Here is a 26,999-nt window from a genome sequence, read left to right on the forward strand (position 1 = left end):
TTGTGGGGTGCCGAAATACGAGAAACAAGGAAATTGTCATCGCGATCGGCCTGTTCGTCCGCCGGGCGCCGGCCGCCTACATCGCGCGCCGAGGGACCGTCTGCAGAAGGTCCTGCACCTGCTGCTTCCAGAACTTCGCCATGCCGGTGGTGCCGTGGCCGCGGGTCTCCTCGCTGGCTTGGATCAGGTACAGCTTGCCGCTCTTCACCCGCTTGAGCTCGCGCTCCATGATGCCGGTTTCCGGCGGATTGCGCTCGTCGTCCGCCGAATTGATCGCCAGCAGCGCCGCCTGGATGCGCTCGAGGCCAGGGGCGGCGTTGTAGTCGCGCGAGGAATCCCACTGATAGAGGGTGTCGTTGGCATCGGCGGTGAACGGCGGCGCCAGGCGGTCGTCGAGCAGCTTGTCCGCCAGCTCGCGCGTCGGAGCCAGCTTCTGGTAGGCCAGCGTGCCGCCGCTGCTGGCGATGCCGTAGAACACGTTGGCCGCCCGCAACCCCCGGGGCTGTGCGGCATAGTTGCCGTTGTTCCACTCCGGATCGGTGCGGATCGCATCGATGATCAGGCGCCGCATCATCCAGTTGCGGCTGGACATGGCGGTGGGTTGCGCGGCCATGGGCACCAAGGCGTCCATGAAATCCGGATAGGCGACACCCCAGATCCAGGTGTGCATGCCGCCCATCGAGTTGCCCAGCACCAGACGCACGTGGCGGACGCCGAGGCCCTCGGTTACCAGCATGTGCTGGGCCGCGACCATGTCGTCGTAATTGTATTGCGGGAACTTGGCGCGCATGCCGTCGGAAGGCTTGGATGACTTTCCGTGGCCGACGGCGTCCGGCAGGATGATGAAGTACTTGCTCGCATCCAGCGGCTGGCCGGGGCCGAACAGCTCGCCCGCGAAGGCGGGCGTCAGCATGCTGGCGGCCGAACCCGTCGTGCCGTGCAGGATCAGCACGGGTTGGCTCGAGGGATCGCCGAGCGTGGTGTAGTGCAGGCGCAACTCGGCCAAGGTCTCGCCGGTGTGAAACTTGAAGTTCCGCGCGACCCAATCGCCTTCCTTCGGCTGGGGATAGCCTTGCGCCGCAGCCGCAAACGCGGCGAGGGCCAGCGCCACACTCGTGGCCGCGAGGAAAAGCAAGTCACGGATTTTCATTCTGACCTCCCTAATCGACGTTATGGCCGGGCGAGCGACGCGATGACTTGATCGCCAATGGCGATGCCTTGGCGATCGTCGATGGCGGCGGCTGCCTCCTGCAATTTGTGAGCATAGTCCCGGGCGACGACCGCGTGACTGGGCTCGTTCTTGAACCGGCTGTATTCATCCTCGCGCGGCAATTCGAACAGGTCCAATTCCTCCTCCGGATCGCGCGCTAGATCGTAGAGGCTATGCGGCCCGTTGAGGCTGGCGATGAGCTTCCAGCGTTCGGTGCGGTAGCAACGCTGCTGGAGCCGGCGCTTGTGCGTGGTGTTCTGAATATAAACATGATCCGGCCAAGCGACGGCCTCGCCTCGGGCCAGCCCCAAGGCGCTACGGCCATGCGCCGATTCCGGCACCGTGCCGCCTGCAAGCTGAACGACGGTCGGCAGGAGGTCGGCAAGCGTGATTGGCTGGCTGACGACGCGGCCCTCCGGCAAGTGCTTCGGCCAGGTCATGAGGAACGGGATGAGGATCGCTTCCTCGAAGCACACGAACTTGTGCTCGCCGTCTTCGCGATAGAAGAAGGTGTCGCCGTGGTCGGCAAAATAGAGGATCGCGGTGTCATCGGCTTGCTGGGTGTCCTCGAGTGCCGCCAGCAAGCGTCCGACTTCATGGTCGAGCGCGGTGACCGCGGCGTAGTAGCCGGCGCAGTGGATGCCGCGGCCGCGATAGGGTGCGTAGAAACGTTGCGGCGCGGTATAGGGATCGTGCGGCGGGTAGAAGCCCTGGACGATGAGGAATGGCGCATCCCCGGGCTTGCGCCCACGCAAGAACTCGATGGCGCGATCGGTCTGCAGCTCCGGCCGGTACTTGCCGCTGTCGAGCCCACCCACCCAATGATGCACCCGCGAGTTGAACGAGGCTTCCCAGACATCGAAATAGTCGGGTTTGGCCTCGCCCAAATGCCACTTGCCGAAATGCGCCGTCACATAGCCCAAGCGCTTCAAATGATGAAAGAGCGTAGTGCGGACCTTGGCCACGGACTGGAAGGCATCGGGGATGCCGTAGACATTTTCGATGAGTCCGTGGGCATGCGGATAGACGCCGGTCCACATGGTGCCGCGAGCGGGCGTGCACACCGGCCAGTTGGTGAAGGCGCGCGTGAAGCGCACGCCTCCTCGTGCCAACCGGTCGAGATGCGGGGTTACCGTGAACATATTCCCGTAGCAGGCGAGCGAGTCGGCGCGCTGCTGGTCGGCCATGATGAGGATGATGTTCGGCTTGGTCACGGGGGGGCGCTCCTCCGGGGCTCGCGCTACTGCAACGACACGCCCCAGGCGCGCGGCACACGGTAGGGCTTGAAGCCCGCAAGCTCGCTTCGCGCCGCCTGCAGCATCCCATTGTCTCCGAGCTTCACCGCATACACCTGGTCATACACGCGCGCATAGAACCGGTTGCCGGCCTCCTGGCGCTCCTTAAGCGACGACTTCGACTTGAGGTCGGTAAAAATCGCATCCAGCTCGGGATCGCTCTTCTTCTGCCAGTTCTTCGCGCCGGTCCAGAAGTTGGGCAGACCATAGGGTCCGAGCCAAGGGGCGAGGCCGAACTCGCCGACATAGATGCCCCAGCCTTCGCTTTGCTCGGCGCGCGCGATGTAGGTCGGCGTGTCGGAGACCTCGACGCGCGCATTGATGCCGGCGGCCTTGAGCTGCTGGGAGACGATGACGGCCTGAGGATTGATTTGGGCTTCCTGCGAATTCGACAGGATGACGATCTCCTCGCCCTTATAGCCGGCCTCGGCCAAGAGCGCCTTCGCCTTGGCCCGGTCGGCTCGGTTGTAGCGATCCTTGCCGATGTCGCCGTTCCAATACTGGCTTTCGGGATAGTTGAAGCCGTGGTCCAGGCGATAGACGCCGTCGGTGCTGATATCCATCACCTCATCGGCGTCGATGGCGATCTGGACGGCGCGGCGCACGGCGAGGTTTGCGGTCGCACCATGGCCGGCATTGAGGATCATGATGGCCATGCTCCAGGGAACCATCGGCATGATCTTGACGTCCCGGCTGTCCTTGAGCCGCTTGGCCGCCTGGTTCGGAATCTGCTCGGAGAAATGCGCCGCCTTGGTCTCCAGCGCGGCCACCCTGGCATTCGCTTCCGGCATGGTGCGGAATGTCACGCTGTCGACATAGGCGACTTTCTTTCCCGCGAGTCCGTCGATGCCTTGATAGGCGGGATTCGGCACGTAGCCATCGAAACGCTTGAGCTTGACGTGGGAATCCGGCAACCACTCGACGAGCTGGAACGGCCCGGTGCCGATGATCTCGAGCTTGCCCGTGTCGCTGCCTGCCTGCTCGGCCGGAATGACCACCATCGGTGCCCTGGGCGAGCTGATCTGCTCGATGAAGCTCGGCACGCGGCGTCTGAGCGTCACGCGAAGGGTTTGCGGGTCCGTCGCCGTGACCTCCGCGATCGTGGAGAAATCCTGGCGGTCGAAGCCGACGCGGCCATAGCGCTCGAAGGTGCCCTTCGCATCCGCGGCTGTCATCGTCTTGCCGTTGTGGAACTTGACGCCTGAGCGCAGGCGAAACTCGTAAACCAGGCCGTCGCCGCTTTCGCTGAAGCTCGTCGCGAGATCCGGTACGGGATTGGCACCCTCGTCGCGGGCCACCAGCATCTCGAAGACGTTCATCGCGATGTTGCGCGTGGCCTGCTGGGTCGAGGTCATCGCATCCAGCGTCGGCGGGGTCGATTGCTGCAGGTAGACGAGATCGCCACCCTGCCGCTGCGCTTTAGCATCCGTGGCCGCGGCCAGGGCGGCGGCGATCGAGGCGACAGCGACGGCCGGAAACCGCAACCAACAACGACGTCGGCGCACCATTGTTTCCTCCCTATTTCTATTTTGATTGGGCAAGTCGCCAGACACGTCGGAAATAGCTTATCACAGGGCGCATCCGGCGCTGGGATTGCGTGGACAGCGGCGCGAATCCCCTGCACGGACGCATATATTGCGGGTTAGGATGGACCCGCCCACCCCATCGACCCGATCCGAGGCCCCATGCGATCCTCTCCCCGATCCTATCGTCCGCTCATCATGGGACGTCGCGGTGCGGTTGCGACCAACCATCCGCTCGCCACCCAGGCTGGTTTCGACGTGCTGCGCGACGGTGGCAATGCGATCGATGCCGCGGTGGCGATCTCGTTCGCCCTGGGGGTGGTCGAGCCAATGAGCTCCGGCATCGGCGGCGATGGCTTCTACCATGTCGCCCTCGCCGGTTCTTCCCAGAGCATCGTCTACAACGGCACCGGTGCTGCGCCGGAGGGAGCGACCGTCGAGCGCTACCGCAAGGAGGGCGGCATCCCCGAGCATGGGCCGCTCAGCACCTCCATCCCTTGCACGGTCGCTGGCGTGGGCATGATGCACCGGGCGCATGGCAAGCGTCCGTGGTCGAAGCTGCTCGATGCGGCGATCGAGCATGCCCGCAACGGCTTCGCCGTGACCCATGCCTACGCGAGCTCCGCCGGCGATAACCGCAAGATCCTCTCCGACGATCCCAGAAGCCGGAAGGTTTTCCTTGACGCAAAGTCCGGCGATGCGCCGGCGCCGGGCGCCGTTGTCGTGCAGCCGGATTTGGCCCGCAGCCTGGAAGAGATCGCCGCCGACGGCGCCGAGACGATGTATCGCGGCCGGCTCGCCAAGCGTCTGGCCGCCGCTTGCCAGGCCCGAGGCGTGCTCTTGTCGGAGCGCGACCTCGCCTCCTGCCAGGCCGAGAGGCAAGCGCCGGTCGCCATCGCCTATCGCGGCTACGAGGTCAGGCAGACCCCGCCCAATTCGACCGGCTTTGTGCTGCTGCAGGAGCTGAAGATCGCCGAGCGCTTCGATCTGAAGAGCTTGCGGCCGGGTTCAGCCGAGCTCGTCCACATCATGGTGGAAGCGCGAAAACGCGCGTTCCTCGATCGCGAGCGCTACGGCACCGATCCGCGCCACGGAGATGTGCCGCTCGACCGGCTGCTGTCGGATGCCTATGCCGATGAATGCGCCGCGGCGATCGACAGGAACCGCGCCGAGCCGACGCTCCGCTTCGCTGCCGCCGGCGGCGATACCACCTACTATTGTGTCGTCGATGGCGAGGGCAACGCCGTCTCGGCGATTCAGAGCATCAATTCCGCCTTCGGCTCCGGGGTCACCGCGGGCGACACCGGCATCCTCTTGAACAACCGCATGGCCTATTGGCATCTGGAGGAAGGCCACGCCAACCGGCTGCAGCCGGGCAAGCGTGTGCGCCACACCATGAACGCGCCTTTGGTGGTCAAGGACGGCAAGACTTGGTGCGTCTTCGGCACACCTGGGGCCGACAATCAGGTGCAGGTGAATTTTCAGGTGCTGATCGCCATGATCGAGCATGGCTACGATCCCCAGCAGGCCCTCGAGATGCCGCGCTGGACCTCGATGCAGCCGGGACAGGCCGCCAATTATCCGCACACCGGCGAGGATGCGTTGGTGATGGAAGGCCGCTTCGCCAAGGAGACGATCGAGGCGCTCAAGACGAAAGGCCATCCCGTGCGCGTGGTGGGCGATCTGGACGGCCCCTGCAGCGTCGAGGCGATCTGCGTGCTGGAGAACGGCGTGCGCATGGCCGGATCCGATCCGCGCCGCGACGGCTGGGCGCTCGCCTATTAGCGCTCGGCGGGTGGGAGTAGCACCTCGGATGAGCGACATCGTTTCCGCGCCACGCACCAAGGTTCGGCCGAAAACGGAACGGCCGCGCCTGCACAAGGTCATTCTGGTCAATGACGATTATACGCCCCGGGAGTTCGTCGTCACGGTCCTGAAGGCGGAATTCCGAATGAATGAGGATCAAGCCTATCGCGTGATGATAACGGCGCACAAGCGCGGCACCTGTGTTGTTGCCGTCTACACGAGGGAGGTTGCCGAGACCAAGGCGACGAGAGCAACGGAGGCGGGTCGGAGCAAGGGCTATCCGCTCCTGTTTACGACCGAGCCGGAGGAATAGGCCGCCCGACGCCCCCTGAACCAATGAATGGAGCCGGATCCCATGCCATCCCTTGCCGGGAGAACCGCACTCGTCATCGGCGCCGCCACCGGAATTGGTCGCGCTGTATCGGAGATCTTCGCTGCCGAGGGTGCCGCGGTCGTGGTGGCGGATCATGGGCATGAGGATGAGCGGGCCCGGCTGGTTGCACGCTTGCGAGAGCGCGGGGCCGATGCAATCGACATAGAATGCGATGTGCGCGAAGAAGCCCTGGTGGCGGCGGCGATCCATGCAACGCTCGAACGCTTCGGCAAGCTCGATATCCTCGTCAACAATGCCGGCGTCGGCAGCGCCGCGCAGCCGTTCTACGAGCAGGACTGGGGTGGCTGGGATCGAATCTTCGACATCAACCTCAAAGGTGTGGCCTACGGAATGAAGCATGGCCTGCCGCCGATGCTCCAACGAGGCTACGGCCGGATCGTCAACACCGCCTCCCAGCTCGCCCACAAGCCCGCGCCGTTCTGCGGCGCGTATTGCGCCTCGAAAGCCGCGGTCGTGGCGCTCACCGTCTCGGTCGCCATGGAGGTCGCCGAGAAGGGCATTGCCGTCAACTGTGTGTGCCCCGGCCCCACCGACACGGCGATGTGGCGCGCGAGCGATCCAGCGTGGAATGCGTGGAAAGAGGCGCAGCTCCCGATCAAGCGTGTCGGCAGGCCCGAGGAAGTTGCTGCCGCCTACGCCTTCCTCGCATCCGAGCAGGCCTCCTACATGATCGGCCAGAGCGTCTCGCCCAATGGCGGCGATGTGATGTGGTGATTGGCTCGGCGCGGATACCATGGAGCGCAGAAAACCACTCCTTAGAGACTCGCGCGCTGGCTTATTCGCAATCAATACTCACCGCTGGATATCAGCCAGCAGGCAGCAATTTGCGCCGGCGCGAGCCATTCGATCGTTATGCGGTCAAGAGCGATGGAGGGGAGGAACGCGTCCTAATGCCCGGAATACGGGAGCCGTCCTTTCCTGGAACCTGGATTCTCAAACAACTCAGAGAGCGGTCATCACGCACGATCGATCGGTCGCGATGATCGATCTCCTATCGGGGATCGCCGCAACCTAGCGCATCACCGGGATCGCCTTGCCGATCACCTGGCTGGCCTCCAGCATCTGGTGGGCGCGCGCCGCTTCGGTGAATGGTACGGTCACGCCGACCACGGGCTTGACGCGGCCGCGCTCGATCAACGGCCAGACGCGCTTCTCGACCGCCTCGATCAGCCGGCCCTTTTCGGCGATCGGCTGGTGACGCAGATTGACGCCGGTGATCTTGAGGCGGCGCATTGTCACTTCGCGCAAGTCGACGGTCGCCGCATGACCCTCGGGGAAGGCGACGTAGCACAGGCGCCCGGCGATCTTTAAGAGCGCGATGTTACGCGCGGCGTAGCTGGCGCCGACCATGTCAAGGATGACGTCGACGCCCTGGCCCGCGGTGTGAGCCCGGACCGCCGCCACGAATTCCTCGGCATGGTAGTTGATGGCGAGCTCCGCCCCGAAGCCGAGGCAGGCGGCGCAGCGTTCGGCCGAGCCGGCAGTCGCGATTACCGGCGAGCCATAGGCCGACGCGATCTGGATCGCCATGCTGCCGACGCCGCTGGCGCCGCCGTGGACCAGCAGCGTCTCGCCGGTTAGAAGCTGGGCCTGCTCGATGACCGAGATCCAGACGGTCAGCACGACCTCGGGCAGAGCCGCCGCCTCGACCAGGCTGAGCTGCGCCGGCACCGGTAGGCACTGGACCGCCGGGGCGATGCAGTACTCGGCATAGCCGCCGTCGAACACCAGCGCGCAGACACGGTCGCCGACCTGCCAGCGCGCAACCCCGGCCCCGCAGCCGGCGACCACGCCGGCGACCTCGAGCCCGGGCACCGTGGTGGCTGTCGGCGGCATCGGATAGGTCCCGTAGCGCTGCATCACGTCGGCGCGGTTGACCCCGGCCGCGTGGACCTCGATCAGCACCTCATGGGCCGCCGGAAGCGGCATCGGCCGCTCGGCCAGCACCAGTGCGTCCAGCCGGCCGTTGGCAACCGGGATGTCGATCACGCGGTGTGTCGATGGCATGTTTCCTCCTCTGCCGCGGCGCACCAGCCGCCATTGGCACGGCCGCGATCCGTGACGTGGCGTGCGGTTCCGGATCCGCGCCGGCACCCGGCATGCCCGCGAAAATCTTGACGGACGCCGAGCTAGAATCTGCGCCGGCCTCCAACAAGCGCTCCGTGAATGTCCGCTTCTGATGGCACGAGGCTGGAGAACTGCCGGAATGAGGGTTTTTCCGCTTTTTGGAGTCAAGCAGTCAAACCAGAAATGTCGGTCGATCAACGCTCATTACCCGAAGCGGTCATTAGGCCGGTCGGGTAACCCATCCGACGCAGCCTCAGACGCCGACATCCGTCCATAGGCGCTTTCGTGGGGCGGTTCGTAGAGCGGAACGTTGAGGCGAATTCGCTCTGCAGTGTGATCCTCGTCACAACGCATTTCAAACAAACCATATTAAAATTTAGCAATTGGTCGCGTTCCTTCAGGTGTTCATTGGCCGGCATAGCTCAATCGAAAACCGGAGCGGCAGCGGCGCGGCATATTGATCATGCAATGGCGTGGCTGCGGCGGCGTTCATGCCTGGTCGTCGTGGTTCACATGCTACTCGTCCTCGCGGCCTTTCCGCGTGCCGTGCTGGCTCAGAATTATTCCGACATATGGTGGGATCCTTCCGAAGGCGGCTGGGGCTTGAGCCTGGCGGATCACGGGACGCAGCTTTCGGGTGTCTTGTATGCTTACGGCCCCAACGGTCGGGCCACCTGGTACCTGATTCCGGCTGGAACGTTCAGCCAGGATAAGCGCTTTTTCTCCGGCGATATCTACTACACCTGGGGATCGCCATTAACCGCACCGCGCAATCCCAATCAGGCGTCGATCTTTAGATACGGCTCCGTGACCCTGGATTTCATGCCGCCCGGTTTGCCGCCAGGGACGGCGCTCTTCAACATCACGCTGTCGGGAATCAACTATACGAAAACGGTTCAGCGCTTCCCATTCGGCAACGCGCCCGCGAATTGGGGTTCAGACTATACCGACCTGTGGAGCAGCCAAACTCGGTCGGACTGGGGAATTGCGCTGGCTCAGCACGGCGACGCAGTCTTCGGCGTCTGGTACAGCTACGGCGCCTATGGCAGCCCGGACTGGTATTTCTTTCCCGGTGCGGCCCTTTCCGGAGGGAGCAGTTTTTCGGTGCCGCTCTATTTCTCGGGCGGGCCTTATGTTCCCAGCTCGCCGTTCGATTCGAGCGGGGCTACCTCGTCGATGGTCGGCAATGTCACGGTCGACGCCAGCCACGATCAAGCGACGCTCATATCGACGCTGAACGGAGCAACGAAGCAATGGACCATCGCTCCACTGCAATTTGGCGATGGGCCGCTGGCGGTTTTCTGCGCCGCCCCTCAGATCGCCGCCGCTCCGACGGTCCTCACCGCTTCGCCGATCAACCCGAATGCGATTCGATGGATCACGCCGCTCGGCAATCTCAATCCGCCCCACCATGCCTTGCCGACGGATCATATCTATTTCTATATCGCCGATCCCGACGAGCGGGAATCTCCGATCGATTTGCGCACTGAGGTCGTGGCCCCTGGTGCCGGTACCGTGAGCGCAATCATCCGGGACCTTTCGGGCGTGCCCGATACCGGGATCTATGTCTCCGTCAGTGCCGACATCACCTATTATCTCGGCCATGTGATACCCGATATTCAGATCGCCATCGGCACCGTCCTGCAGGCTGGACAACACATCGGCACCACGGGCACCGCTTATGCGATGGACCTAGGTGTGATCAATCGGAACGTGACGCAGAGTTTTGTGAATCCGTCGCGCTATATCGACAATACCCTGCATGCGGACGGCCCTTTGAAATATTACGGCGGCGTGCTTCAAAGCCTGCTTTATCTGAAGACCCACCGCCTCCAGCCGGAATGCGACGGTAAGATCAACTACGATATCGCCGGGCGGCTGAGCGGAAACTGGTACACGATTTCCGGCACTACGACGCTCTCCTTTGTCGGCGACACCTACGACCCGACACAGATACGCTTGTCTGTTCCCTTTGGCATGAAACCCGGCGTCGAGGGTGGCGTTGCCTCCGTAGATCCCGGCGATCCGCAGCCAAGCGACATATCGGCGGCTTCCGGGCCGATTGTCTATACGCTCACCAGCGCCCGAACGAATTTGCCTGCTGTGGGCGCGCCGCTCGGTTACTTGCTCGTTCAGATGCTGGACGATACCCATGTCAAGGCCGAGCCGTTTGGGATCAACGACTATCCGCGCGGCTTCACAGCCGGGGCGTTGGCGTTCTCCCGTTGATGGGCTTGACAAGTTAGCTGCCGCCACGCTCTTTGCATTGGCAATTGTGCCATACGCCGCCCCCGTATCCGTTATGGCGGCCTGATGCTCCTGGCCGCATCTGCGCTCGCCGACGAGGCGCTCGAGCAGATGCTGTTCGGCAATCCCCAGAAAGTCATCGAGCCGTTTGCGCATGAAGGCAAGCACTTGGGGATCGGGTGAAGGCGTGAACGCGCGCTGGCAATCTCGACCCGGAACGGATTTCTGACCATCGCTGGGCGGGTCTCGGCAGCTCTGTCGATTTGCCTGTCCATTCAGCCTCGTCGGTTAGGGTAGATTGCCGGCACGCTGGTCCGGACCCTGGGAAGGACGCGCCATGAAGTCGCATTATCGGGTGGTCGTCATCGGCGGCGGTGTTGTCGGTTGCTCGGTCCTTTATCATCTGGCCAAGCTCGGTTGGGCCGATATCGCGCTCATGGAGCGCAGCGTGCTCACGTCGGGCTCGAGCTGGCACGCCGCCGGCGGCTTCCACGCGCTCAACGCCGATCCCAACATCGCCGCACTCCAGGATTACACGATCAAGCTCTACAAAGAGATACAGGCGGAGTCGGGTCAGGACATCGGACTCCACATGACCGGTGGCATCAATGTGGCGAGCGCGCCCGAACGCTGGGAATGGCTCAAGGCCGCTTATCGAATCTTTCAGACAATGGGCATCGAGACGGCTCGCCTGGTAACGCCGGACGAGATCAAGGACAGGTGCCCGATCATGGACGTGTCCGGCGTTCTCGGCGGACTCTACGACGTCAATGAAGGTCATCTCGATACCTACGGCGCCGTCTATGCCTATGCCGGAGCCGCCCGCAAGCGCGGCGCCGAAATTTTTGAGCGCAACCGGGTGCTGGAGCTCCAGGCAAAAGCCGGCGGGTCGTGGGAGGTCGTGACCGAGAAAGGCACGATCGTTGCCGAGCATGTGGTCAATTGCGGCGGACTCTGGGCGAAGCAAGTTGGCCTCATGGCCGGTATCGATCTCCCGGTGACGCCGATGGAGCATCACTATCTCTTGACGGAGACGATCCCCGAAGTCGCAGCGATGGATCGGGAGCTGCCGCTGATGGTCGACCTCGAGGGGTTCACCTATATGCGCCAAGAGGGCAAAGGCATCCTCCTTGGCATCTACGAGACCAACTACAAGCACTGGCACATGGAAGGGGCGCCTTGGGACTACGGCATTGAACTCAATCAGGAGGACATCGATCGCATCGGGCCGGAGCTGGAGATGGGGTTCAGGCGGTTTCCCTGCCTCGAGCGGACCGGGATCAAGAAATGGGTCAATGGCTCCTTCACATTCACGCCGGATGGAAACCCGCTGGTGGGACCCATTGCCGGCGTGCCCAACTATTGGGCGGCCTGCGGCGTCATGGCCGGGTTCCTGCAGGGCGGCGGCGTCGGCCTAAGCCTGGCGCAGTGGATGATCGAAGGCGAGCCAGGGGCCGACATCTACGGCATGGACATCGCGCGCTACGGCAAATTCGCCGCAAATCGTGAATATCTGAAGCAGACGACCGGCCAGTTCTACTCGCGTCGTTTCGTCATGACCTACCCGAACGAGCAGCTCCCGGCCGGACGAGCCCTGCGGACTGCACCTGCCTACGAGGCGATGACGGGGAATGGCAGTCGCTGGGGCGTGAGTTGGGGCCTCGAGGTTCCGATTTATTTCGCGCCGTCCACGAACTTCGTGGAGAACCCGACGCTCAAGCGATCGAACGCACACGACATCGTCGGCGCCGAATGCCGGCGGGTCCGCGAGGGCGTCGGGCTCCTCGATATCTCCGGCTTCTCGCGCTACGAAGTGACAGGGCCGAAGGCCGGCGCGTGGCTCGACCATGTGCTGGCTTCACGCATTCCAGCACCCGGCCGAGCCGCTCTGGCACCCATGCTGTCGCCCTCGGGTAAGCTCAAGGGAGACCTGAGCGTCTTCAATTGGGGTGACGGCAACTATTGGATCATGGGGTCCTACTATCTGCGCCAATGGCATATGCGCTGGTTTGCCGGTCTTTTGCAGGATGGCGTTGCGGTCCGGGATATCTCCGATGACTGGGTGGGCTTCTCCCTCGCGGGACCGCGATCGCGCGACGTCCTGGCCGCGGTCGTCCGCAACGCAGATGTGTCGAATACGGCGCTCCGCTTCATGTCCTGCCGCGAAATGGACGTCGGCATGTGCCGGGCCAAGGTGGGCCGCCTATCCGTGTCCGGCGAGCTCGGCTTCGAGATAAACGTGCCGGCGGCGGAGCATCTCACCCTCTACCGAACGCTGAAGCAGGTGGGTGCCGCGCACGGCATGCACGAATATGGTTTCAATGCGCTCCTCAGTCTGCGCATGGAAAAATCATTCGGCATCTGGTCACGCGAGTTCACGCAAGCCTATACGCCCGGGATGACCGGGCTCGACCGATGGATTGCGTTCGACAAAGTCGAGTTCATCGGGCGCGAAGCGGTATTGCGGGAGCGCGATGTGGAAGCAGCGCCGCGGCGCTTGGTCACCCTGGACATCGCGGCGGACGATGCCGATGCGTCTGGCTACGAGCCGGTCTGGCACAAGGGCAACCGGGTCGGCTATGTGACATCGGGGGCCTATGGGCACTGCCTGGGCAAGAGTTTGGCGCTAGCCTTGGTCGACAAGCATCTATGCAATCCAGGCACGGAACTCTCGGTGCATGTCGTCGGTGTCGAGCGCAAAGCGCAGGTTATTGCCCCATCGCCTCACGACCCAGCAGGCCGCCGCATGCGAGCGTAATGCCTAGCGCTTCATAGCCTCGAAGACGATCGCCTGCAGCGTCATGCGGCCGGGATCGCGGCCGAATGCGGCAATGAGCGCATCGGTCACTGCCTTGCGTACTTGTTCGGCCTCGACGCCGCCGCGCTGGTTGATCTGCTCGATCACCGGGTTGCCGAAGACCAAGCCGCGGGCGAACTGGGCCGCTTCGGGGATCTCTTTCTCCACCGTGACCACGCTGGCGCTGAGGCCGGTGAACCCGGCGGCGAGCAGGGACTCCTTGATCGGGTCGATCGCGTGGTAGCCGAAGGGCACGCGGTAGAATCCGGGCGGATCGGCAGGAAAGAAGCTGCCGATCGTCTCATGCGCGATGCGGGCGTAGGCATTGTAGCGGTGCGCATCCCACACATTGAAGAGATAGCGGCCGCCCGGCGCCAGGACGCGCTGCACCTCGCGGTAGGACTTGTCCTTGTCGGGAAAGAACATCACGCCGAACTGGCAGATGACGGCATCGAAGCTCGCATCGGCAAACGGTAGCTGGGTGGCGTCCGCCTGCTTGAGCTCGACCTTTTCTCCGGCTCGGAATTTTCCGCGCGCGACTTCGACCATCGGCGGATTGAGGTCGGTCGCGGTCAGCTGCGCGGCGGCCGGCAATAGATCCCGGAGCTTGCGGGTGACGATGCCGGTGCCGCAAGCGGTCTCGAGCACCCGGGCGGGTTTCGATGCGGCGGCCCGCTTTGCCATGTCGAGGGCGTAGTCGACGAAGATCATCGGCCCGAGGCCGCGGTCGTAGTTCTCGGGAATGCTGCCGACGAAGCTCGCGACTTGCCCGCTCATGAAGCCCTCCTCCGATCCGGACTCTCAGCCTCTGGCGCGCGGATGCGCGACGCGATGCACCTCGATGAGCCGGCCCAGATCGACCGCGGTATAGCGCTGGGTGGTGGACAGCGAGCTATGGCCCAAGAGCTCCTGGATCGCCCTCAGATCGGCCCCTTCGGCCAAGAGATGAGTGGCGAAGCTGTGCCTGAGGGCATGGGGCGTGGCCGAGTCGGCCAAGCCCAGACCGGCGCGCAGCTTTGCCATGGCACCCTGCACGATGCGCGCATTCAGCCGCTTGCCGCGGACGCCGACGAACAGCGGATCCTTAGGCCCGAGCCCGATCGGACAAAGCCTGAGATAGGCCTCGATCGCATTCGCCACCACCGGCAGCACCGGCACCATCCTTTGCTTGTTGCCCTTGCCGGTGACGGTCATCGCCGGCGGGTGCGGTGCTTGGCCGCGATTCAAGGCCAAGGCCTCGCCGATACGCAACCCAGCACCATAGAGCAAGGTCATGATCGCCAGATCGCGGGCACCGACCCACTCCTCGATCGGGAGCAACGCAGCTTCGTCCAGCGTCCGCTCCGCCTCGCCCACGCTCAAGGCCTTGGGCACGGAGCGGGGCAGACGCGGCGTGCGCACGACACCCAAGGCCGGGCTCTGGGCTAGCCCGCGACGCTCCAGGAACCGGATGAGATTGCGCAGGCTGGCGAGCGCGCGCGCGGTCGAGCTGCGCTTCAGCCCGTCGGTCGCGCGCCTGGCGAGATAGGCGCGGTAATCCGCCGGCTTCAAGGCCGAGAGGTGCTGGAGACCGGGCATCTCGCCCAGATGCTGGGTGAGGAAATCGAGGAAGCCGGCGATGTCGCTGGCATAGGCAGACAGCGTATGGAGAGACGCGCGCCGCTCGCTTGCAAGCCAGGAGCGCCAATCGCCGATCGCTGCGGTCAGCCGCTCATCGGCCGAAAAGCCGATTACGCCGGCAGATCCAGCCATGTCCGGATCGAGAACTCGAGGGCCCGGGCAAGAAAGCCCAGAAGCTCGGTGCCCTGGCCGGGATGGAAGGCGCCTTCGCGCCTGGAGCCGAAGGCGACCAGCCCGGCCGGCGCCCGGGAACTCACCCGGAGCCGGACCAGCGCATCGGAGCGCACCAGGCTCGCCGCCGCCCCGAAGATGCTGGCGTCGCCCTCGGTGATCGAACGCAGCATGACCTCGCGGTTCGGGCCCATGAAGCCGTCGACCGCATGCGGGGGTAGCCTAACGATGCCGGCGGCGCGCGCGCCCGGCAGCATGGTGCCATTCGCCTCGACGCAGAGCGTCACCACGTCGACGTCGAGGACGACCGCGAGGTCGGTGGTGATGATCTGCAGCAGATGATCGCAGCTGGTGGCAGTGAGCAGCGCCAGCACGGCCGCATGCACCCGGCTCTGGTTCTGCAGGTTGACCCGCGAGGTGGCGATCAGCTTCCTCTGGGTGGCCTTGAGCCGGGTCACCTCGGCGCGAATCCGATCCAGGAGGAAGGTCTGCAGATCGACCACCCCCTCGCCGATCTCGCGCTCCGGCGGCCTGAGCGCCAGGACCGCGTCGGGATGCTTCAAGAGGAAATCCGGGTGCAGGCGCAGATACTCCGTCACCGTCTGGGCGTCGAGCTCGTCCTCGGGCGGAACGATGGCGGGCTTTTGCGGGTCCATGGGCGTGCGGGTCATAGTGCTGCCAGGGTCATGGGGTGGCCAAGTCTAGAGGATCGCCGTGCTCAAAGGATTGACTGTCCGGTCTTCTTCCAATCGGCAAGAAAGGCATCGAGCCCTTTGTCGGTGAGCGGATGCTTGAACATCTGCTTGAGCACGGCAGGCGGCAAGGTCGCAACATGGGCGCCGAGCTTGGCCGCCTCGATCACGTGAATCGGATGGCGCACCGAGGCGACCAGCACTTCCGTGCGGATGTCCTCGTAATTGTCGTAGATCTCGACGATTTCGGCGATGAGCTGCATGCCGTCCTGGCCGATATCGTCGAGGCGGCCGACGAAGGGGGAGATGAAGCTCGCCCCGGCCTTGGCGGCGAGCAAGGCCTGGGCCGCGGAAAAGCACAAGGTGACGTTGACCTTGGTGCCTTCCTGGGAAAGCGCCCGGCAGGATTTGAGTCCGTCGGGGGTGAGCGGCACCTTGACCGTGACGTTCTTGGCGATCTTGGCGAGCTTGCGTCCCTCGGCCAGCATCGTGGCATAGTCGGTCGCGGTCACCTCGGCCGAGACCGGGCCGGGCACCACGGCGCAGATCTCCTTGATCACCTCCAGCATCGGCCGGCCGCTCTTCTGGATCAGGGACGGGTTGGTGGTGACGCCATCGAGGAGGCCGGTTGCCTCGAGCTCGCGAATCTCCGCCACGTCGGCGGTGTCGATGAAGAACTTCATGAGAAAGCTGCCGAACCTGGCCTCGAAAACATACTAGCAATTGTAGCTGATGACGGCAGAAGACGCCAGAGATGCGACCGAGTCGGAGATGGGGCAGCGCCGTGTGAGCGTGCTCCTGCCGCTGCCGCTCGCCGGCGCTTACGACTATTTGGTGCCGCCGGAGCTGGCGCTCGAGCCCGGCGATTTCGTCGCCGCTCCCTTGGGTCCGAATGAGTTCCTGGGCGTGGTCTGGGGCGAGGCCAGCGGCGAGGTGCCGGTCGCCCGCCTGAAGGCGATCATCGACCGGCTCGACGTGCCGCCGCTCTCCCAGGTGCAGCGGCGTTTCGTCGATTGGGTGGCGCAGTACACGGTGAGCCCGCCCGGTGCGGTCTTGCGCATGGCGATGAGCGTGTCGGCAGCGCTCGAGCCGAAGCGGCCGATCCTGGCCTATCGCCGGACCGATGAGCCGCCCGGCACCATGACCGTGACGCCGGCCAGACGCCGCGTGCTGGCGCTCCTGGCCGACGGCCCGCCCCGGCCGATGGGCGAGATTGCGCGGGAGGCCGGAGTCGGTACCTCGGTCGTCAAAGGACTGGTGGCGCTGCACCAGCTCGAAGCCGTCGAGCTGCCGCCGCCGCCTTCCTTCCGCGAGCCGGATTGGCGCCACCCCGGCCCCACCCTATCGGCCGACCAGGAAGCGGCGGCCACCGCGTTGCGCCTGCTCCTCGACAGGCCCGGCTTTGCCGTCACTCTCCTCGATGGCGTCACCGGCAGCGGCAAGACCGAAGTATATTTCGAGGCGATCGCCGCCGCCCTCGCCCAAGGCAAGCAGGCGCTGGTGCTGCTGCCGGAGATCGCGCTCTCGGCCGAATGGCTCGCCCGCTTCGAGAGCCGGTTCGGCGTCGCACCGGCCGCCTGGCATTCCGATCTGACCCAGGCGGAGCGGCGCGTGACCTGGCGGGCGGTGGCCGAAGGGGTGGCCAGGGTCGTGGTCGGCGCCCGCTCGGCCCTCTTCCTCCCCTATCCGGAGCTGGGGCTCATCGTCGTCGATGAAGAGCACGATGGCGCCTTCAAGCAGGAGGACGGCGTCATCTACCACGCCCGCGACATGGCGATCGTCAGAGCGCAATTGGGCCAGCATCCGGTGGTGCTGAGCTCGGCCACGCCGTCCTTGGAAAGCCTGGTCAATGTCGAGAGCGGGCGCTATCGGCGCCTTGGCCTGCCCGATCGCCACGCCGGCGCGTCGCTCCCCACGATCGAAGCCATCGACATGCGCGGCATCCGCATGCCGGCAACCCAATTCCTGTCGCCGCCCCTCCGCCAGGCCGTGGCCGACACGCTGGCCCAGGGCGAGCAGGCGATGCTCTTCCTCAATCGCCGCGGCTATGCGCCGCTGACGCTCTGCCGGACCTGCGGCCATCGCCTGAACTGCCCCAATTGCTCGACCTGGCTGGTGGAGCACCGGCTGGCCGGCAGGCTGCAATGCCACCATTGCGGCCGCATGGAGAGGCTGCCCCTGCAATGCCCGGCTTGCGGCGCCGAAGGCTCGCTTGCCGCCTGCGGGCCCGGGGTCGAGCGTCTGGCGGAGGAGATGCGGGCGCTGGCGCCGGCGGCACGGCTGGCGGTCATGGCGAGCGACACCATCGGCGGGCCGGCCGAGGCGGCCGAGATCGTGCGCTCGATCCGCGAGCACGAGGTCGACATCGTCATCGGGACCCAGATGGTGGCCAAGGGCCACAACTTCCCCATGCTGACCCTGGTGGGCGTGGTCGATGCCGATCTTGGGCTTGCCGGCGGCGATCTCCGCGCCAGCGAGCGCACCTATCAGCTCCTGCACCAAGTCGCCGGCCGTGCCGGGCGCGCCGAACGCCCGGGGCGCGTGCTGATGCAGACCTATCAGCCGGGCGAGGCGGTGATCGCCGCCCTCATCGCCGGCGACCGCGACCGTTTCATCGAAGCCGAAACGCAGTCCCGCGAAGCAGCGTGCATGCCGCCCTTCGGCCGGCTGGTGGCCCTCATCATCTCCGGCCATGACGTCGATGCCGTCATCCGCACCGCCCGCTTGCTGGGCCAGAAGGCGCCCCGCGGCGATGGTGTGAGCGTGCTCGGGCCGGCGCCGGCCCCTCTCTCCTTGCTGCGCGGCCGGCACCGGCATCGGCTCTTGTTGAAGGCACCGAGGAACGTCCGCGTGCAGCCCCTGGTGCAAGCCTGGCTGGCCCAGGTCAAGGTGCCCGGCAGCGTGCGCGTCGCCGTCGATATCGATCCCTACAGCTTCATGTGAGCGCCGGCGACGGAGCACGCCGAAGGTGCCCGGTGAGAAGGCAAAAACCGCCTGATTGTTCGCGATCAGTCACGCTCGCCATGAGCGCCCGAGCGCGGAGACCTATCCTTGCGCCTTTGAGCAAGACGGTGAGGGCTCGACCTTCGGGACGACAGGCTTGCCCCACACCATGGCGAAGCTAATCGGGCGGTCGCGATATATAGCCCACTTGGGCTTCGCCTCCAGCCATGCAGTATCGATGAGGGCTTCCTCCATCTCGGCCAGACGCCAGCCTGCCGCGCCGGCAGCGCTGACATGCTCACTAAACAGATGGACGTAGCTCTCGATCGCTACCGGGCGCCCCGGGCTCTGGTCAAAATGGGTGGGTATCCCGGCCATGAGGAACCAGGGATGGTACCCCACGAGCACGAATTGCCCGCCGGTGTGCGTCAGACGCGCAGCCTCGCGATAGAGGGGGAGCAGACTTGGAAGATGTTCGTCCGCCAGGAATTGGGTGACGAGATCATACCCGGCATCGGGGAGATCCACGGCTCTCACATCCCCGACCAGCAAGCTCCGATAGACGCCACGACTGCGGGCCCGATCGAGCATGGCTGGCGTGAGGTCGATCCCATCGACGGCGGCCACGCCTTGAGCCCTCAGCCAGGCTCCGCTCCGTCCAGTGCCGCACGCGAGGTCTAGGGCGCGCGCGACCTTGGACCATTCGATGCTTCGGAGACGGTCGGCGAGCCGAAGGTCCATGAGGTCCAGCACGGTTGCCTCATAGGTTGGCGCCCAAGCCTCATAACCTTCGCGGACCGGGACGGTCGGGTAATGGCGTGCGTCGAAGCGAGAGAAATCGATCATTGTCTCCGTCGGCTATCCGATCGCGCGGTGATACCGCCACGCATAAATTATGCAGCCGGATCCACGAGCTTGGCATGTGGGGGCAGATCCGGGACGGTACTGACCAACCGCGCCTCACGGCCGCCTTCGAGCCGGATGCGTTCCCAAAGAATGAGGCCGGGCGCTATCGGCACCTCCTGGTCATTATTCCGGCCCGTCCAGAAAGCCAGTGCCGGCGTTGCGACGTCTTGCCAACCGAGTTCTGGGAGTCTGGCCTCCATGGTCTGAATTGCGGGTGAGGCGTAGCGCCAAAGCGAACGACCGATGAAGGAGGATGCAGATCCGCGCCAGGAGACCGTGCGGGCAGGCGACGCGGCGAGGAGAATATGCGTTGCATCGCAAACGAGGTGGACCGGTATCGAGGCCGCCTCCACCAGGCGCTTCAGCGCGCGGTCCGCCGAAGGATAGGGCGCGATAAGGCGAGCCATCGCCGCTCTTGCATCCTCGGAGAGGGCGAGCGTACCGGTCTCCCAGCGCGAGATGGTGGCTTGGGAAACGCCAAACAACTCGGCCACATGGCTCTGTTTGAGGCCTCGCAGCTGTCGCATGCGCCGGAAAACCTGTCCAGGATGTCTCATGGCGGCAGGCTAACCCGGCGGCCGCCTTTGCTCCAGCCACTCGGCCCGGATGCGAGCTTGGCGCAAGTCGGCCTGTGTGCATTCGTCCCGCAACGGGCGCGCGGTCGATATCGATCCCTACAGCTTCATGTGAAGGTGGCGCCGCCCCGCCAGCACCAGGAGGACGCCGGCGAGTTGCAGCGACACCGCCAGCACCAGCGGTGCCGTATAGCCGCCGGTCCAATCGCGAAGCACGCCGAAGGTCCCCGGCGCAAAGGCGAAGACCGCCTGGTTGATCGCGGTCAAGAGCGCCACCACCCGCTGCACCTGCGCCCGCTCATATTCCGCCTGCGCCATCAAGGGCGGCAGCGTCACCAGATTGCCGAAGCCGAGGCCGAAAAGAATGCAGCCTGCCACCACCATGGGCGCGCCATCCGCCGCCGCGACCAGGCTGACGCCGCAAGCTTGCACGAAGAGATTGGCGGCGGTCACCAGGCGGCGATCGGCGGCGCCGATCAATTCGCCCAGCAGCAATCGTCCGCCGATGCCGCAGCCGGTGATTAAGCTCAAGGAGGCCGCCGCTCCGGCCTCGCCCAAACGCGGCGCCAGCAGGGTCACCAGATGCGCCGCCAGCCCGACCTGCGCAAAGAGGCCGAGGGCGAAGGTGCCCGACATGGTGAGAAAGCGCGGCATGCGCAGAAGCTGGGCGCGCGTCAGGAGTGCCGGCTTCGGCGTCGGTTGGCTCCGCTGGCTCGAGTGGAGGCTCGAATCCTTGCCGTCGGGGGCGAGGCCCAGCGCCTCCGGCGTCCGGCCGAGATAGCGACCGGAGAGCCACCACAAGGCGAGCAGCAGCGGCAGCACCATAGTGAGTGTCGCCGGCACCAAGCCCAGGCGGTTTATCAAGAGCATCCACACCGGCGCCAGCACCAAGCCGCCGAAGCTGGCGCCGTTGAGAGCATGGCCGAGGGCCGCTGCCCGCCTCGCCTCGAACCAGGGTGCGACGATGGCATTGATCGCCGCCCCGCTAGTCGCAGCCCAACCCATGCTGGTGAGGAGAATGGCCGCGAAGAGCTGCCAAGGCGCTGCGGCCAAGGACCAGGCGAGCATGCCGAGCGCCAGTGCCGCGCCGCCGAGGCGGGTCGTCCATACGAGGCCGAGCCGGCGATGGATATCGCTCAAATAGGCGATGATCCCGGCGCCCACGATGTAGTGGGCGGTGATCGCCATCGAAATGACGGAGACCGGCCATCCCCGGCTTTCATGCAGCGCATAGAGGAACACCGACGGCCCGTAGAAGCCGAGGCCCCAGCCATAGGCGGCAACCGCGAAGGCGGCGGCCACCACCTTCCAGCCGAAGAAGACTTTGCCTATGTCTCGCTCTTCGATCGTCGTCATCGCCTCGACCTTGATGGCGCATTCTGGATAGCATCGCGACGAAGCCGCATGCTCGCCGGAATCGGACGCGGTCGTCCGCGGGGAGGGTTGGGGAGGGGGTGATCCTCACCCCCTCCCATAGTCCACCCCCAGAGAAGGGTTGCGGATGCGCCGAAGCCGGCGATGATGGTGGGTGATGCTCGACCACGCGGAATGCGAAGCCGCCCGTCAGCGGCGCGATCACGGCTATGACGGCCGCTTCTTCACCGGCGTCAGGACCACGCGGATCTATTGCCGCCCGGTCTGCCCGGTGAAGCCGGCGCGACCGGAGAATGTGCGCTTCTATCCCACCGCGGCGGCGGCGGAGGCGGCGGGCTTTCGACCGTGCTTGCGCTGCCGGCCGGAGACCGCACCCTTCAGCCCGGCCTGGAAGGGCTCGCGCGCCATCGTCGAGCGCGCGAGCCGGCTCATTCAAAACCACGCCCTCGGTGACGGCTCGGTCGAAGCGCTGGCGGCGCGTGTCGGCATCGGGGCAAGGCAGCTCTCGCGCCTCTTCCGCAAACATCTCGGCGCCAGCCCGACTGAGATGGCGCGTACGGCCAGGGTGCAGCGCGCCAAGCGGCTCTTGGACGAAACCCGGCTCACCATCGCCGAGGTGGCGCTCCGCGCCGGCTTCGGCAGCCTCAGGCGCTTCAACGCCGTCTTCGCCGAGGTCTACCGGCGGCCGCCCTCCTCCATCCGCCGCCAGCGGCGTCAGCCGATGAGCCTCAGCCTTCCGCGGGACCGTGCTGCCCAGCGGACGACGGCTTAGGCCTTCTCCAGACGCACATCGGCCACGCGCCCGTCGGTCATGCGGACGAGCTCGTCGGGGGTGAGGGGGAAGACGGCATTGGGCGTGCCGGCGGCAGCGTAGAGCCGGGTGAGCGCCAAGAGATCGCGATCGATGACGGTGATCGGCGGCTCGGAATGGCCGATGGGGGCGACGCCGCCGATGGCAAAGCCGGTGCGCTCGCGCACGAAGGCGGCATCCGCCTTGCCGATCGCCTGGCCGATCACGCTCGCGACCTTGGCTTCGTCCACCCGGTTGCCCCCCGAGGCGATCACCAGGACCGCGCGGTTGCTGGGCTTGGCGCGGAAAATGAGGCTCTTCACGATCTCCTCCACCCGGCAGCCCATGGCGGCGGCGGCCTCGGCCGCACTTCTGGTCGAATCCGGCAGCTCGACCACCGTGTTTGAAAAGCCGCGCCCGGCCAGCAGATCCTGCACCCGCTGTGCGGCTGGTTTCAGAGCTCCCACCATCGTTGCCGATCCCTTTGCTGAATGCGTGGCGGCGGACCATGCCATTGTCCGCGTGCGATTTGGAAGAAGAGGATTTCACCACGGAGACACGGAGGGCACGGAGGAAGAGTTGATCATTTCTGGCGCGAAGCGCCGAGGACATTTCTTCTCGGTGCCCTCCGTGTCTCCGTGGTGAATCTTTTTGTAGGCGCCAGTGGCGCGAATCGATAAGCGCAGGTACTAAATCCCCATGGCGGCCTCACCCGACCCAGCCGGCACCGATGCGATCGCCGCGCTCGCCCAATCGGTCATCACCGGCGAGCGGCGCGCGCTGGCCCGGGCGATCACCTTGGTCGAGTCGACCCGGACCGACGATCGCACGCGGGCCGAACGGCTCATCGAAGCCCTGCTGCCATCGACCGGAGGCTCCATCCGGCTTGGCATCTCGGGAGCGCCTGGGGTCGGCAAGTCGAGCTTCATCGAGGCCTTCGGGCTCTACCTCGTGCGCCAGGGGCTGAAAGTGGCGGTGCTGGCGGTCGATCCCTCCTCGGAGATCAGCCGCGGCTCGATCCTGGGCGACAAGACAAGGATGCCGGAGCTCTCGCGCAACCCGTCGGCCTTCATCCGGCCCTCGCCGACCTCGGGCGCATTGGGCGGTGTCGCCCGGCGCACCCGCGAGGCGGTGCATGTGGTGGAGGCCGCCGGCTTCGATGTGGTCATGGTCGAGACCGTCGGTGTCGGCCAGTCGGAGACCGACGTCGCCGATTTGACCGACATGTTCCTGTTGCTGCTGGCGCCGGGCGGCGGCGACGAGCTGCAAGGCTTGAAGAAGGGTATCGTCGAGCTCGCCCACGCGCTCATCGTCAACAAGGCCGACGGCGATCTCAAAGCCGCCGCCGAGCGGGCGGCGGCCGACTACAAGGGAGCGCTCGGCATCCTCGGCTCGCAAGGCGACGGGCGCTGGCGCCCGGAGGTGCTCTTGTGCTCGGCGCGCGAGGAAGCGGGGCTCGCCGAGATCTGGCAGATGATCGGCCGCTACCGCAAGACCATCGGTCCCGCTCAGCTCGCGCTACGCCGCGCCGATCAGGCCAAGCGCTGGATGTGGCGGGAGGTGGAAGATGGCTTGTTAGCCGCCTTCAAGACGGATCCCGCCGTGAACCATCGCATCGCGGCACTCGAGGCCGAGGTGGCGCGCGGCACCATGAGTCCGGCGGCGGCTGCGGGGGAACTCCTGGGGATTTTCCGGGGCGGCGGCAAGAGCCAGCGATAGGCGCGGAAGGATGCAGTCCAAGCCCGTCCCTCCCTGCGCGTGCGCCGGGACCGGGACGCTGGGACTGTGGATGCGCCGCGGTCAGAGGTCGCGCAATGCCTCCGGCCGATCACGGGTGCTTTGCTGATGCTGGGCCTCGATCGCCGCGTCGACTTCGGCTAGGACGCTGTTGCAGTCCAGCGCGCCGTCGCGGTTCGCCTCGGCCTCTGCCTCGCGCAGCATCGCCTGAAACTGGCGACGGTCTTCGGATTCCTGCGGCGCCGCGCCTTTCATCCTCTCCTATTACTAAAGCAATTTGCTTTACGCAGCTAATGCAAATCCCTATATGAAGCCATGTGGTCGGTAGCCTACGCGGCCGACGCCTTGAAGACATTGAGCCGGATGGATCGGACGATCGCAAGGCGCATTCGCTCGAAAATTCTAGCGCTCGCAGCCGATCCCTCGGTGCCGAATAACAACATCAAGAAGCTGACGGGCATGGAGGGCTATCGGCTGCGCGTCGGCGACTGGCGCGTCGTCTATGTTCTGAACCGGCAGGTGTTGACCGTTCTCGTGGTCAAGGTCGGACACCGCAGCGAGGTCTACGAATGACGAGGCAGATCATCACACAGGGCGGCAAGGCCGCCTTCGTCGTGATCTCGATCGACGAATGGCGGCGCATCGAGTCGGCGCTGGAGGACCGCGCCGATGCGGCGGCGGTGCGGGCGTTCCTGAAGCGCCCGACGGAGACCTTTCCCGATTCAGTGCTGGCCGCGATCCTCGGCGGCGGCCACCCGCTCAAGGCTCTACGCGAGCACCGAGGCTTGACCCAAGCCAAGCTTGCCAAGGCAAGCGGCACCAGCGCGGTTTACATCTCCCAGATCGAGCGCGGCCAGCGCCGCGCCGGCCGCAAGCTGCTGGCAAAACTCGGCAAGGCGCTCGATGTCGATGCGGACACAATCTGGCTCAATTCGACGAAGTCATAGGAGGTTCGGGCCTGGCTTCGACAGGCACAACTCAGCTTGCTTGGGTACGGCTCTTCCATTGAGCCCAGTCAATAGGATGCAGCTTCTCTGCGACATTCAGGGCGTCTGGAGGAACACGATCCGTAAATAGCACCAGATTTCGGCATTTCCACCGAGCGCTTGGAACGATCACCCCATCAAAATCGAGGAAATGGGCAATCTCGGCAATTTCCTGCGTACGTGAGTACTCGTCGTGTCGGCGAAGGTATTCGAGAGAGCCGTATTTGGTGATGTCTACGCCAAGTGTGGCGAGCTTTCCTAGGTCCGAGAGACGTAATGCGCGACGCAATTTTGCTCGCAATTTGTATAGGCAAAATTGCATCCGAGATGGAAAAACCGGTTGGCCTCGCATCAAGTGGAAGTACATCTCCGCTAAGGCGCCATCAGCTTCAAGGGACGCATAGAGCACCTCAAACGTGCCGTCGTCCCAACGGCCTCCAGATGATGATCCGCGGAGAGGATCGCGATCCGCGCGCACCGCGCGCCAAATGTCGTCGTCGAATCTCTCGGCCTTCGAAGCTTCGATTGCGTCGTAGAGGACGTTGTCCCGAACTTTACGACGGGGGCCTTGTCTCAAAGGTATGCGCCTGAATCCAGCCGATCTAGAATGCCGAGTACTTCTTCCGACTTGCCAGCGTTGATGAGATCAATTGCTCTTTCACCGTTGAGCTGCGGATGTCTTGAGAAGAGCCAAATTCGAATTTCCTCGGCCGTGTAATATTCCCGTAGTCGTCCAACTATGTAGTGCAAATCAGATAAAACCAGTTGCGTTCGCGGCTGCGGGTTGGCCTTCCCGTGTGACCATCGCGAAACCGTCGCGGTTGATACGTCCGCGATGTTTGCGATGTCGGTGCCCTTTAGACCTCCAACCTCACGCAGTTCATCAATGTATCTAGCAACAGCACTCTGCATGGCGGTCACATCTCGCCTCGACGTTCGCGATCAAGCACATTGCGCAATGCAATGCAGGCGCTGCGATCAACCTCGAGCCATTGGTCGCGATGCCCTTGCCGTAGAAAATCGCCCGGCGCCAAAATCGCGTCGACACCATACTCGATGGCGCAATGCGCAATCTGCTGTATCAGGCCGCCCGTATGGCCGAGCCGGAGATAGTGGGCAACCGGCTGTCGCGGCCCTTGAATTCCAGGCAATGGCAACATCTTAGCGTTCATTCTCATATCTTGACGCATATTGACGTTTTCGTTTCATGATAGCTATTATATGTAATGTAAACGTCGCCATCAAGCTCGCTTGGCATCCTCAACCACCAACTGCCGAGCCGTAGACGTACTTTCCGCCATTGCTTGACTGCCCGGCCGCCCTGCCCTACAACCCGGCCTCTTGCCGTCCGGAGGGTCTTCCGGCGGCTTTTTGATATTGGATCTCCGCCATGGCCCGACGCTGCGCGATCTCCGGCAAAGGTGTGCTGGTTGGCAACAATGTGAGCCACGCCAACAACAAGACCAAGCGCCGGTTCCTGCCCAACCTGCAGGACACGACCATGCTCTCCGATGTGCTGGGCCAGCTCGTGCGCTTGCGCCTGACGACCCACGCGATCCGCACCATCGAGCATTCCGGCGGACTCGATGCCTTCCTCCTCGACACCTCCGATACCAAGCTGCCGGACGCCGCCATTCGCCTGAAGCGCCGCGTCCAGCGCGCCAAGGCCAAGCGCGAGGCGAAGGCCGCTTAAGGCGGCCGCAGCCCTTCCTCTTACGTCATGCCCGGGCTCACATGAGGGTGTTGTCGTCAAGGGGTCATTTGGCTCTCCGTCTTTTAGATCCTGGAGCGAGCCTGTTGTCAGCCACGGCGTCGATGCCGTGGAACCTCACATCCGGTCGCCGCTGTTTGCGGCTGGCACCACAA

At 64.8% G+C, this 26,999-nt stretch carries 27 protein-coding genes; 11 read left to right on the forward strand and 16 right to left on the reverse strand.

Annotated elements, in window-relative coordinates:
• Positions 1-76: 76 nt before the first annotated feature.
• The 3 genes from HY058_18125 to HY058_18135 are packed head-to-tail and all read right to left on the reverse strand — an operon-like array spanning position 77 to position 4,010.
• Complete coding sequence (locus HY058_18125; protein MBI3499216.1) at positions 77-1,150, reverse strand: alpha/beta fold hydrolase; 1,074 nt, start codon at positions 1,148-1,150, stop codon at positions 77-79.
• A gap of 20 nt (positions 1,151-1,170) precedes the next feature.
• Positions 1,171-2,424, reverse strand: a complete 1,254-nt coding sequence (locus HY058_18130; GenBank protein MBI3499217.1) for a sulfatase-like hydrolase/transferase — start codon at positions 2,422-2,424, stop codon at positions 1,171-1,173.
• Between the two features lie 26 nt (positions 2,425-2,450).
• On the reverse strand, positions 2,451-4,010 hold the full coding sequence (locus HY058_18135) for an ABC transporter substrate-binding protein (protein ID MBI3499218.1): 1,560 nt from the start codon (positions 4,008-4,010) through the stop codon (positions 2,451-2,453).
• A gap of 180 nt (positions 4,011-4,190) precedes the next feature.
• Here HY058_18135 and ggt point away from each other — a divergent pair, with 180 nt between their 5' ends.
• Genes ggt through HY058_18150 form a run of 3 tightly spaced genes read left to right on the forward strand, consistent with a single transcriptional unit; the run spans position 4,191 to position 6,942 of the window.
• Positions 4,191-5,813 (forward strand): gamma-glutamyltransferase, encoded by a 1,623-nt coding sequence (gene ggt / locus HY058_18140; GenBank protein MBI3499219.1) that lies wholly within the window; start codon positions 4,191-4,193, stop codon positions 5,811-5,813.
• A gap of 28 nt (positions 5,814-5,841) precedes the next feature.
• On the forward strand, positions 5,842-6,147 hold the full coding sequence (clpS, locus tag HY058_18145) for an ATP-dependent Clp protease adapter ClpS (GenBank protein ID MBI3499220.1): 306 nt from the start codon (positions 5,842-5,844) through the stop codon (positions 6,145-6,147).
• Between the two features lie 42 nt (positions 6,148-6,189).
• Entirely contained in the window at positions 6,190-6,942 is a 753-nt protein-coding gene (locus tag HY058_18150) for an SDR family oxidoreductase (GenBank protein ID MBI3499221.1), read from the forward strand.
• A gap of 297 nt (positions 6,943-7,239) precedes the next feature.
• On the opposite strand, the gene HY058_18155 is transcribed toward HY058_18150, so the two are convergent.
• Positions 7,240-8,235, reverse strand: coding sequence for an NAD(P)H-quinone oxidoreductase (locus tag HY058_18155; GenBank protein MBI3499222.1), 996 nt, complete (start codon positions 8,233-8,235; stop codon positions 7,240-7,242).
• A 528-nt stretch (positions 8,236-8,763) separates the two neighbouring features.
• Here HY058_18155 and HY058_18160 point away from each other — a divergent pair.
• Positions 8,764-10,524 (forward strand): hypothetical protein, encoded by a 1,761-nt coding sequence (locus HY058_18160; GenBank protein ID MBI3499223.1) that lies wholly within the window; start codon positions 8,764-8,766, stop codon positions 10,522-10,524.
• Between the two features lie 355 nt (positions 10,525-10,879).
• On the forward strand, positions 10,880-13,300 hold the full coding sequence (locus tag HY058_18165; protein ID MBI3499224.1) for a GcvT family protein: 2,421 nt from the start codon (positions 10,880-10,882) through the stop codon (positions 13,298-13,300).
• A gap of 3 nt (positions 13,301-13,303) precedes the next feature.
• On the opposite strand, the gene HY058_18170 is transcribed toward HY058_18165, so the two are convergent.
• From HY058_18170 to fsa, 4 genes are all read right to left on the reverse strand, one after another.
• Positions 13,304-14,116 (reverse strand): methyltransferase domain-containing protein, encoded by an 813-nt coding sequence (locus HY058_18170; GenBank protein MBI3499225.1) that lies wholly within the window; start codon positions 14,114-14,116, stop codon positions 13,304-13,306.
• Between the two features lie 24 nt (positions 14,117-14,140).
• Positions 14,141-15,091: a tyrosine recombinase XerC gene (locus tag HY058_18175; protein ID MBI3499226.1), complete on the reverse strand. Its 951-nt coding sequence runs from the start codon at positions 15,089-15,091 to the stop codon at positions 14,141-14,143.
• The gene (locus HY058_18180) at positions 15,070-15,786 is read right to left on the reverse strand and encodes a DUF484 family protein (GenBank protein MBI3499227.1); all 717 of its coding nucleotides are present in this window, start codon (positions 15,784-15,786) and stop codon (positions 15,070-15,072) included. Before HY058_18180 ends, HY058_18175 begins: the two co-directional genes overlap by 22 nt.
• A gap of 62 nt (positions 15,787-15,848) precedes the next feature.
• On the reverse strand, positions 15,849-16,505 hold the full coding sequence (gene fsa / locus HY058_18185) for a fructose-6-phosphate aldolase (GenBank protein ID MBI3499228.1): 657 nt from the start codon (positions 16,503-16,505) through the stop codon (positions 15,849-15,851).
• A 49-nt stretch (positions 16,506-16,554) separates the two neighbouring features.
• On the opposite strand from fsa, the gene HY058_18190 reads away from it, so the two are divergent.
• Entirely contained in the window at positions 16,555-18,765 is a 2,211-nt protein-coding gene (locus HY058_18190; protein MBI3499229.1) for a primosomal protein N', read from the forward strand.
• 102 nt (positions 18,766-18,867) lie between these two features.
• Here the strand turns inward: HY058_18190 and HY058_18195 are convergent, their stop codons facing one another.
• The 3 genes from HY058_18195 to HY058_18205 form a co-directional block, all read right to left on the reverse strand.
• Complete coding sequence (locus HY058_18195) at positions 18,868-19,611, reverse strand: class I SAM-dependent methyltransferase (protein ID MBI3499230.1); 744 nt, start codon at positions 19,609-19,611, stop codon at positions 18,868-18,870.
• Positions 19,612-19,658: 47 nt separating this feature from the next.
• On the reverse strand, positions 19,659-20,228 hold the full coding sequence (locus tag HY058_18200; GenBank protein MBI3499231.1) for a helix-turn-helix transcriptional regulator: 570 nt from the start codon (positions 20,226-20,228) through the stop codon (positions 19,659-19,661).
• A gap of 117 nt (positions 20,229-20,345) precedes the next feature.
• Positions 20,346-21,602, reverse strand: coding sequence for an MFS transporter (locus HY058_18205; protein ID MBI3499232.1), 1,257 nt, complete (start codon positions 21,600-21,602; stop codon positions 20,346-20,348).
• 175 nt (positions 21,603-21,777) lie between these two features.
• On the opposite strand from HY058_18205, the gene HY058_18210 reads away from it, so the two are divergent.
• A complete protein-coding gene (locus HY058_18210) occupies positions 21,778-22,392 on the forward strand; it encodes a methylphosphotriester-DNA--protein-cysteine methyltransferase family protein (GenBank protein MBI3499233.1) in 615 nt (204 codons plus the stop codon).
• On the opposite strand, the gene HY058_18215 is transcribed toward HY058_18210, so the two are convergent.
• Entirely contained in the window at positions 22,389-22,880 is a 492-nt protein-coding gene (locus tag HY058_18215) for a YbaK/EbsC family protein (protein ID MBI3499234.1), read from the reverse strand. The genes HY058_18210 and HY058_18215 overlap by 4 nt on opposite strands.
• Before the next feature lie 229 nt (positions 22,881-23,109).
• Between HY058_18215 and meaB the strand changes: the two genes are divergently transcribed.
• Positions 23,110-24,129: a methylmalonyl Co-A mutase-associated GTPase MeaB gene (gene meaB, locus HY058_18220; protein ID MBI3499235.1), complete on the forward strand. Its 1,020-nt coding sequence runs from the start codon at positions 23,110-23,112 to the stop codon at positions 24,127-24,129.
• 81 nt (positions 24,130-24,210) lie between these two features.
• On the opposite strand, the gene HY058_18225 is transcribed toward meaB, so the two are convergent.
• The gene (locus tag HY058_18225; GenBank protein ID MBI3499236.1) at positions 24,211-24,402 is read right to left on the reverse strand and encodes a hypothetical protein; all 192 of its coding nucleotides are present in this window, start codon (positions 24,400-24,402) and stop codon (positions 24,211-24,213) included.
• Between the two features lie 60 nt (positions 24,403-24,462).
• Here HY058_18225 and HY058_18230 point away from each other — a divergent pair, with 60 nt between their 5' ends.
• On the forward strand, positions 24,463-24,720 hold the full coding sequence (locus tag HY058_18230; GenBank protein ID MBI3499237.1) for a type II toxin-antitoxin system RelE/ParE family toxin: 258 nt from the start codon (positions 24,463-24,465) through the stop codon (positions 24,718-24,720).
• On the forward strand, positions 24,717-25,094 hold the full coding sequence (locus tag HY058_18235) for a type II toxin-antitoxin system prevent-host-death family antitoxin (protein ID MBI3499238.1): 378 nt from the start codon (positions 24,717-24,719) through the stop codon (positions 25,092-25,094). The genes HY058_18230 and HY058_18235 overlap by 4 nt, the downstream gene beginning before the upstream one ends.
• A 31-nt stretch (positions 25,095-25,125) precedes the next feature.
• Here HY058_18235 and HY058_18240 read toward each other — a convergent pair whose 3' ends face one another.
• The 3 genes from HY058_18240 to HY058_18250 are packed head-to-tail and all read right to left on the reverse strand — an operon-like array spanning position 25,126 to position 26,305.
• On the reverse strand, positions 25,126-25,710 hold the full coding sequence (locus HY058_18240) for an RES family NAD+ phosphorylase (protein ID MBI3499239.1): 585 nt from the start codon (positions 25,708-25,710) through the stop codon (positions 25,126-25,128).
• Positions 25,707-26,045, reverse strand: coding sequence for a DUF2384 domain-containing protein (locus HY058_18245; GenBank protein ID MBI3499240.1), 339 nt, complete (start codon positions 26,043-26,045; stop codon positions 25,707-25,709). The genes HY058_18240 and HY058_18245 overlap by 4 nt, the downstream gene beginning before the upstream one ends.
• A 5-nt stretch (positions 26,046-26,050) precedes the next feature.
• Positions 26,051-26,305, reverse strand: a complete 255-nt coding sequence (locus tag HY058_18250; protein ID MBI3499241.1) for a hypothetical protein — start codon at positions 26,303-26,305, stop codon at positions 26,051-26,053.
• A 218-nt stretch (positions 26,306-26,523) separates the two neighbouring features.
• Here HY058_18250 and rpmB point away from each other — a divergent pair, with 218 nt between their 5' ends.
• Positions 26,524-26,826 (forward strand): 50S ribosomal protein L28, encoded by a 303-nt coding sequence (rpmB, locus tag HY058_18255; protein ID MBI3499242.1) that lies wholly within the window; start codon positions 26,524-26,526, stop codon positions 26,824-26,826.
• Positions 26,827-26,999 lie beyond the last annotated feature (173 nt).

The sequence above is a fragment of the Pseudomonadota bacterium genome (assembly GCA_016195085.1).
GTDB lineage: Bacteria > Pseudomonadota > Alphaproteobacteria > SHVZ01 > SHVZ01 > JACQAG01.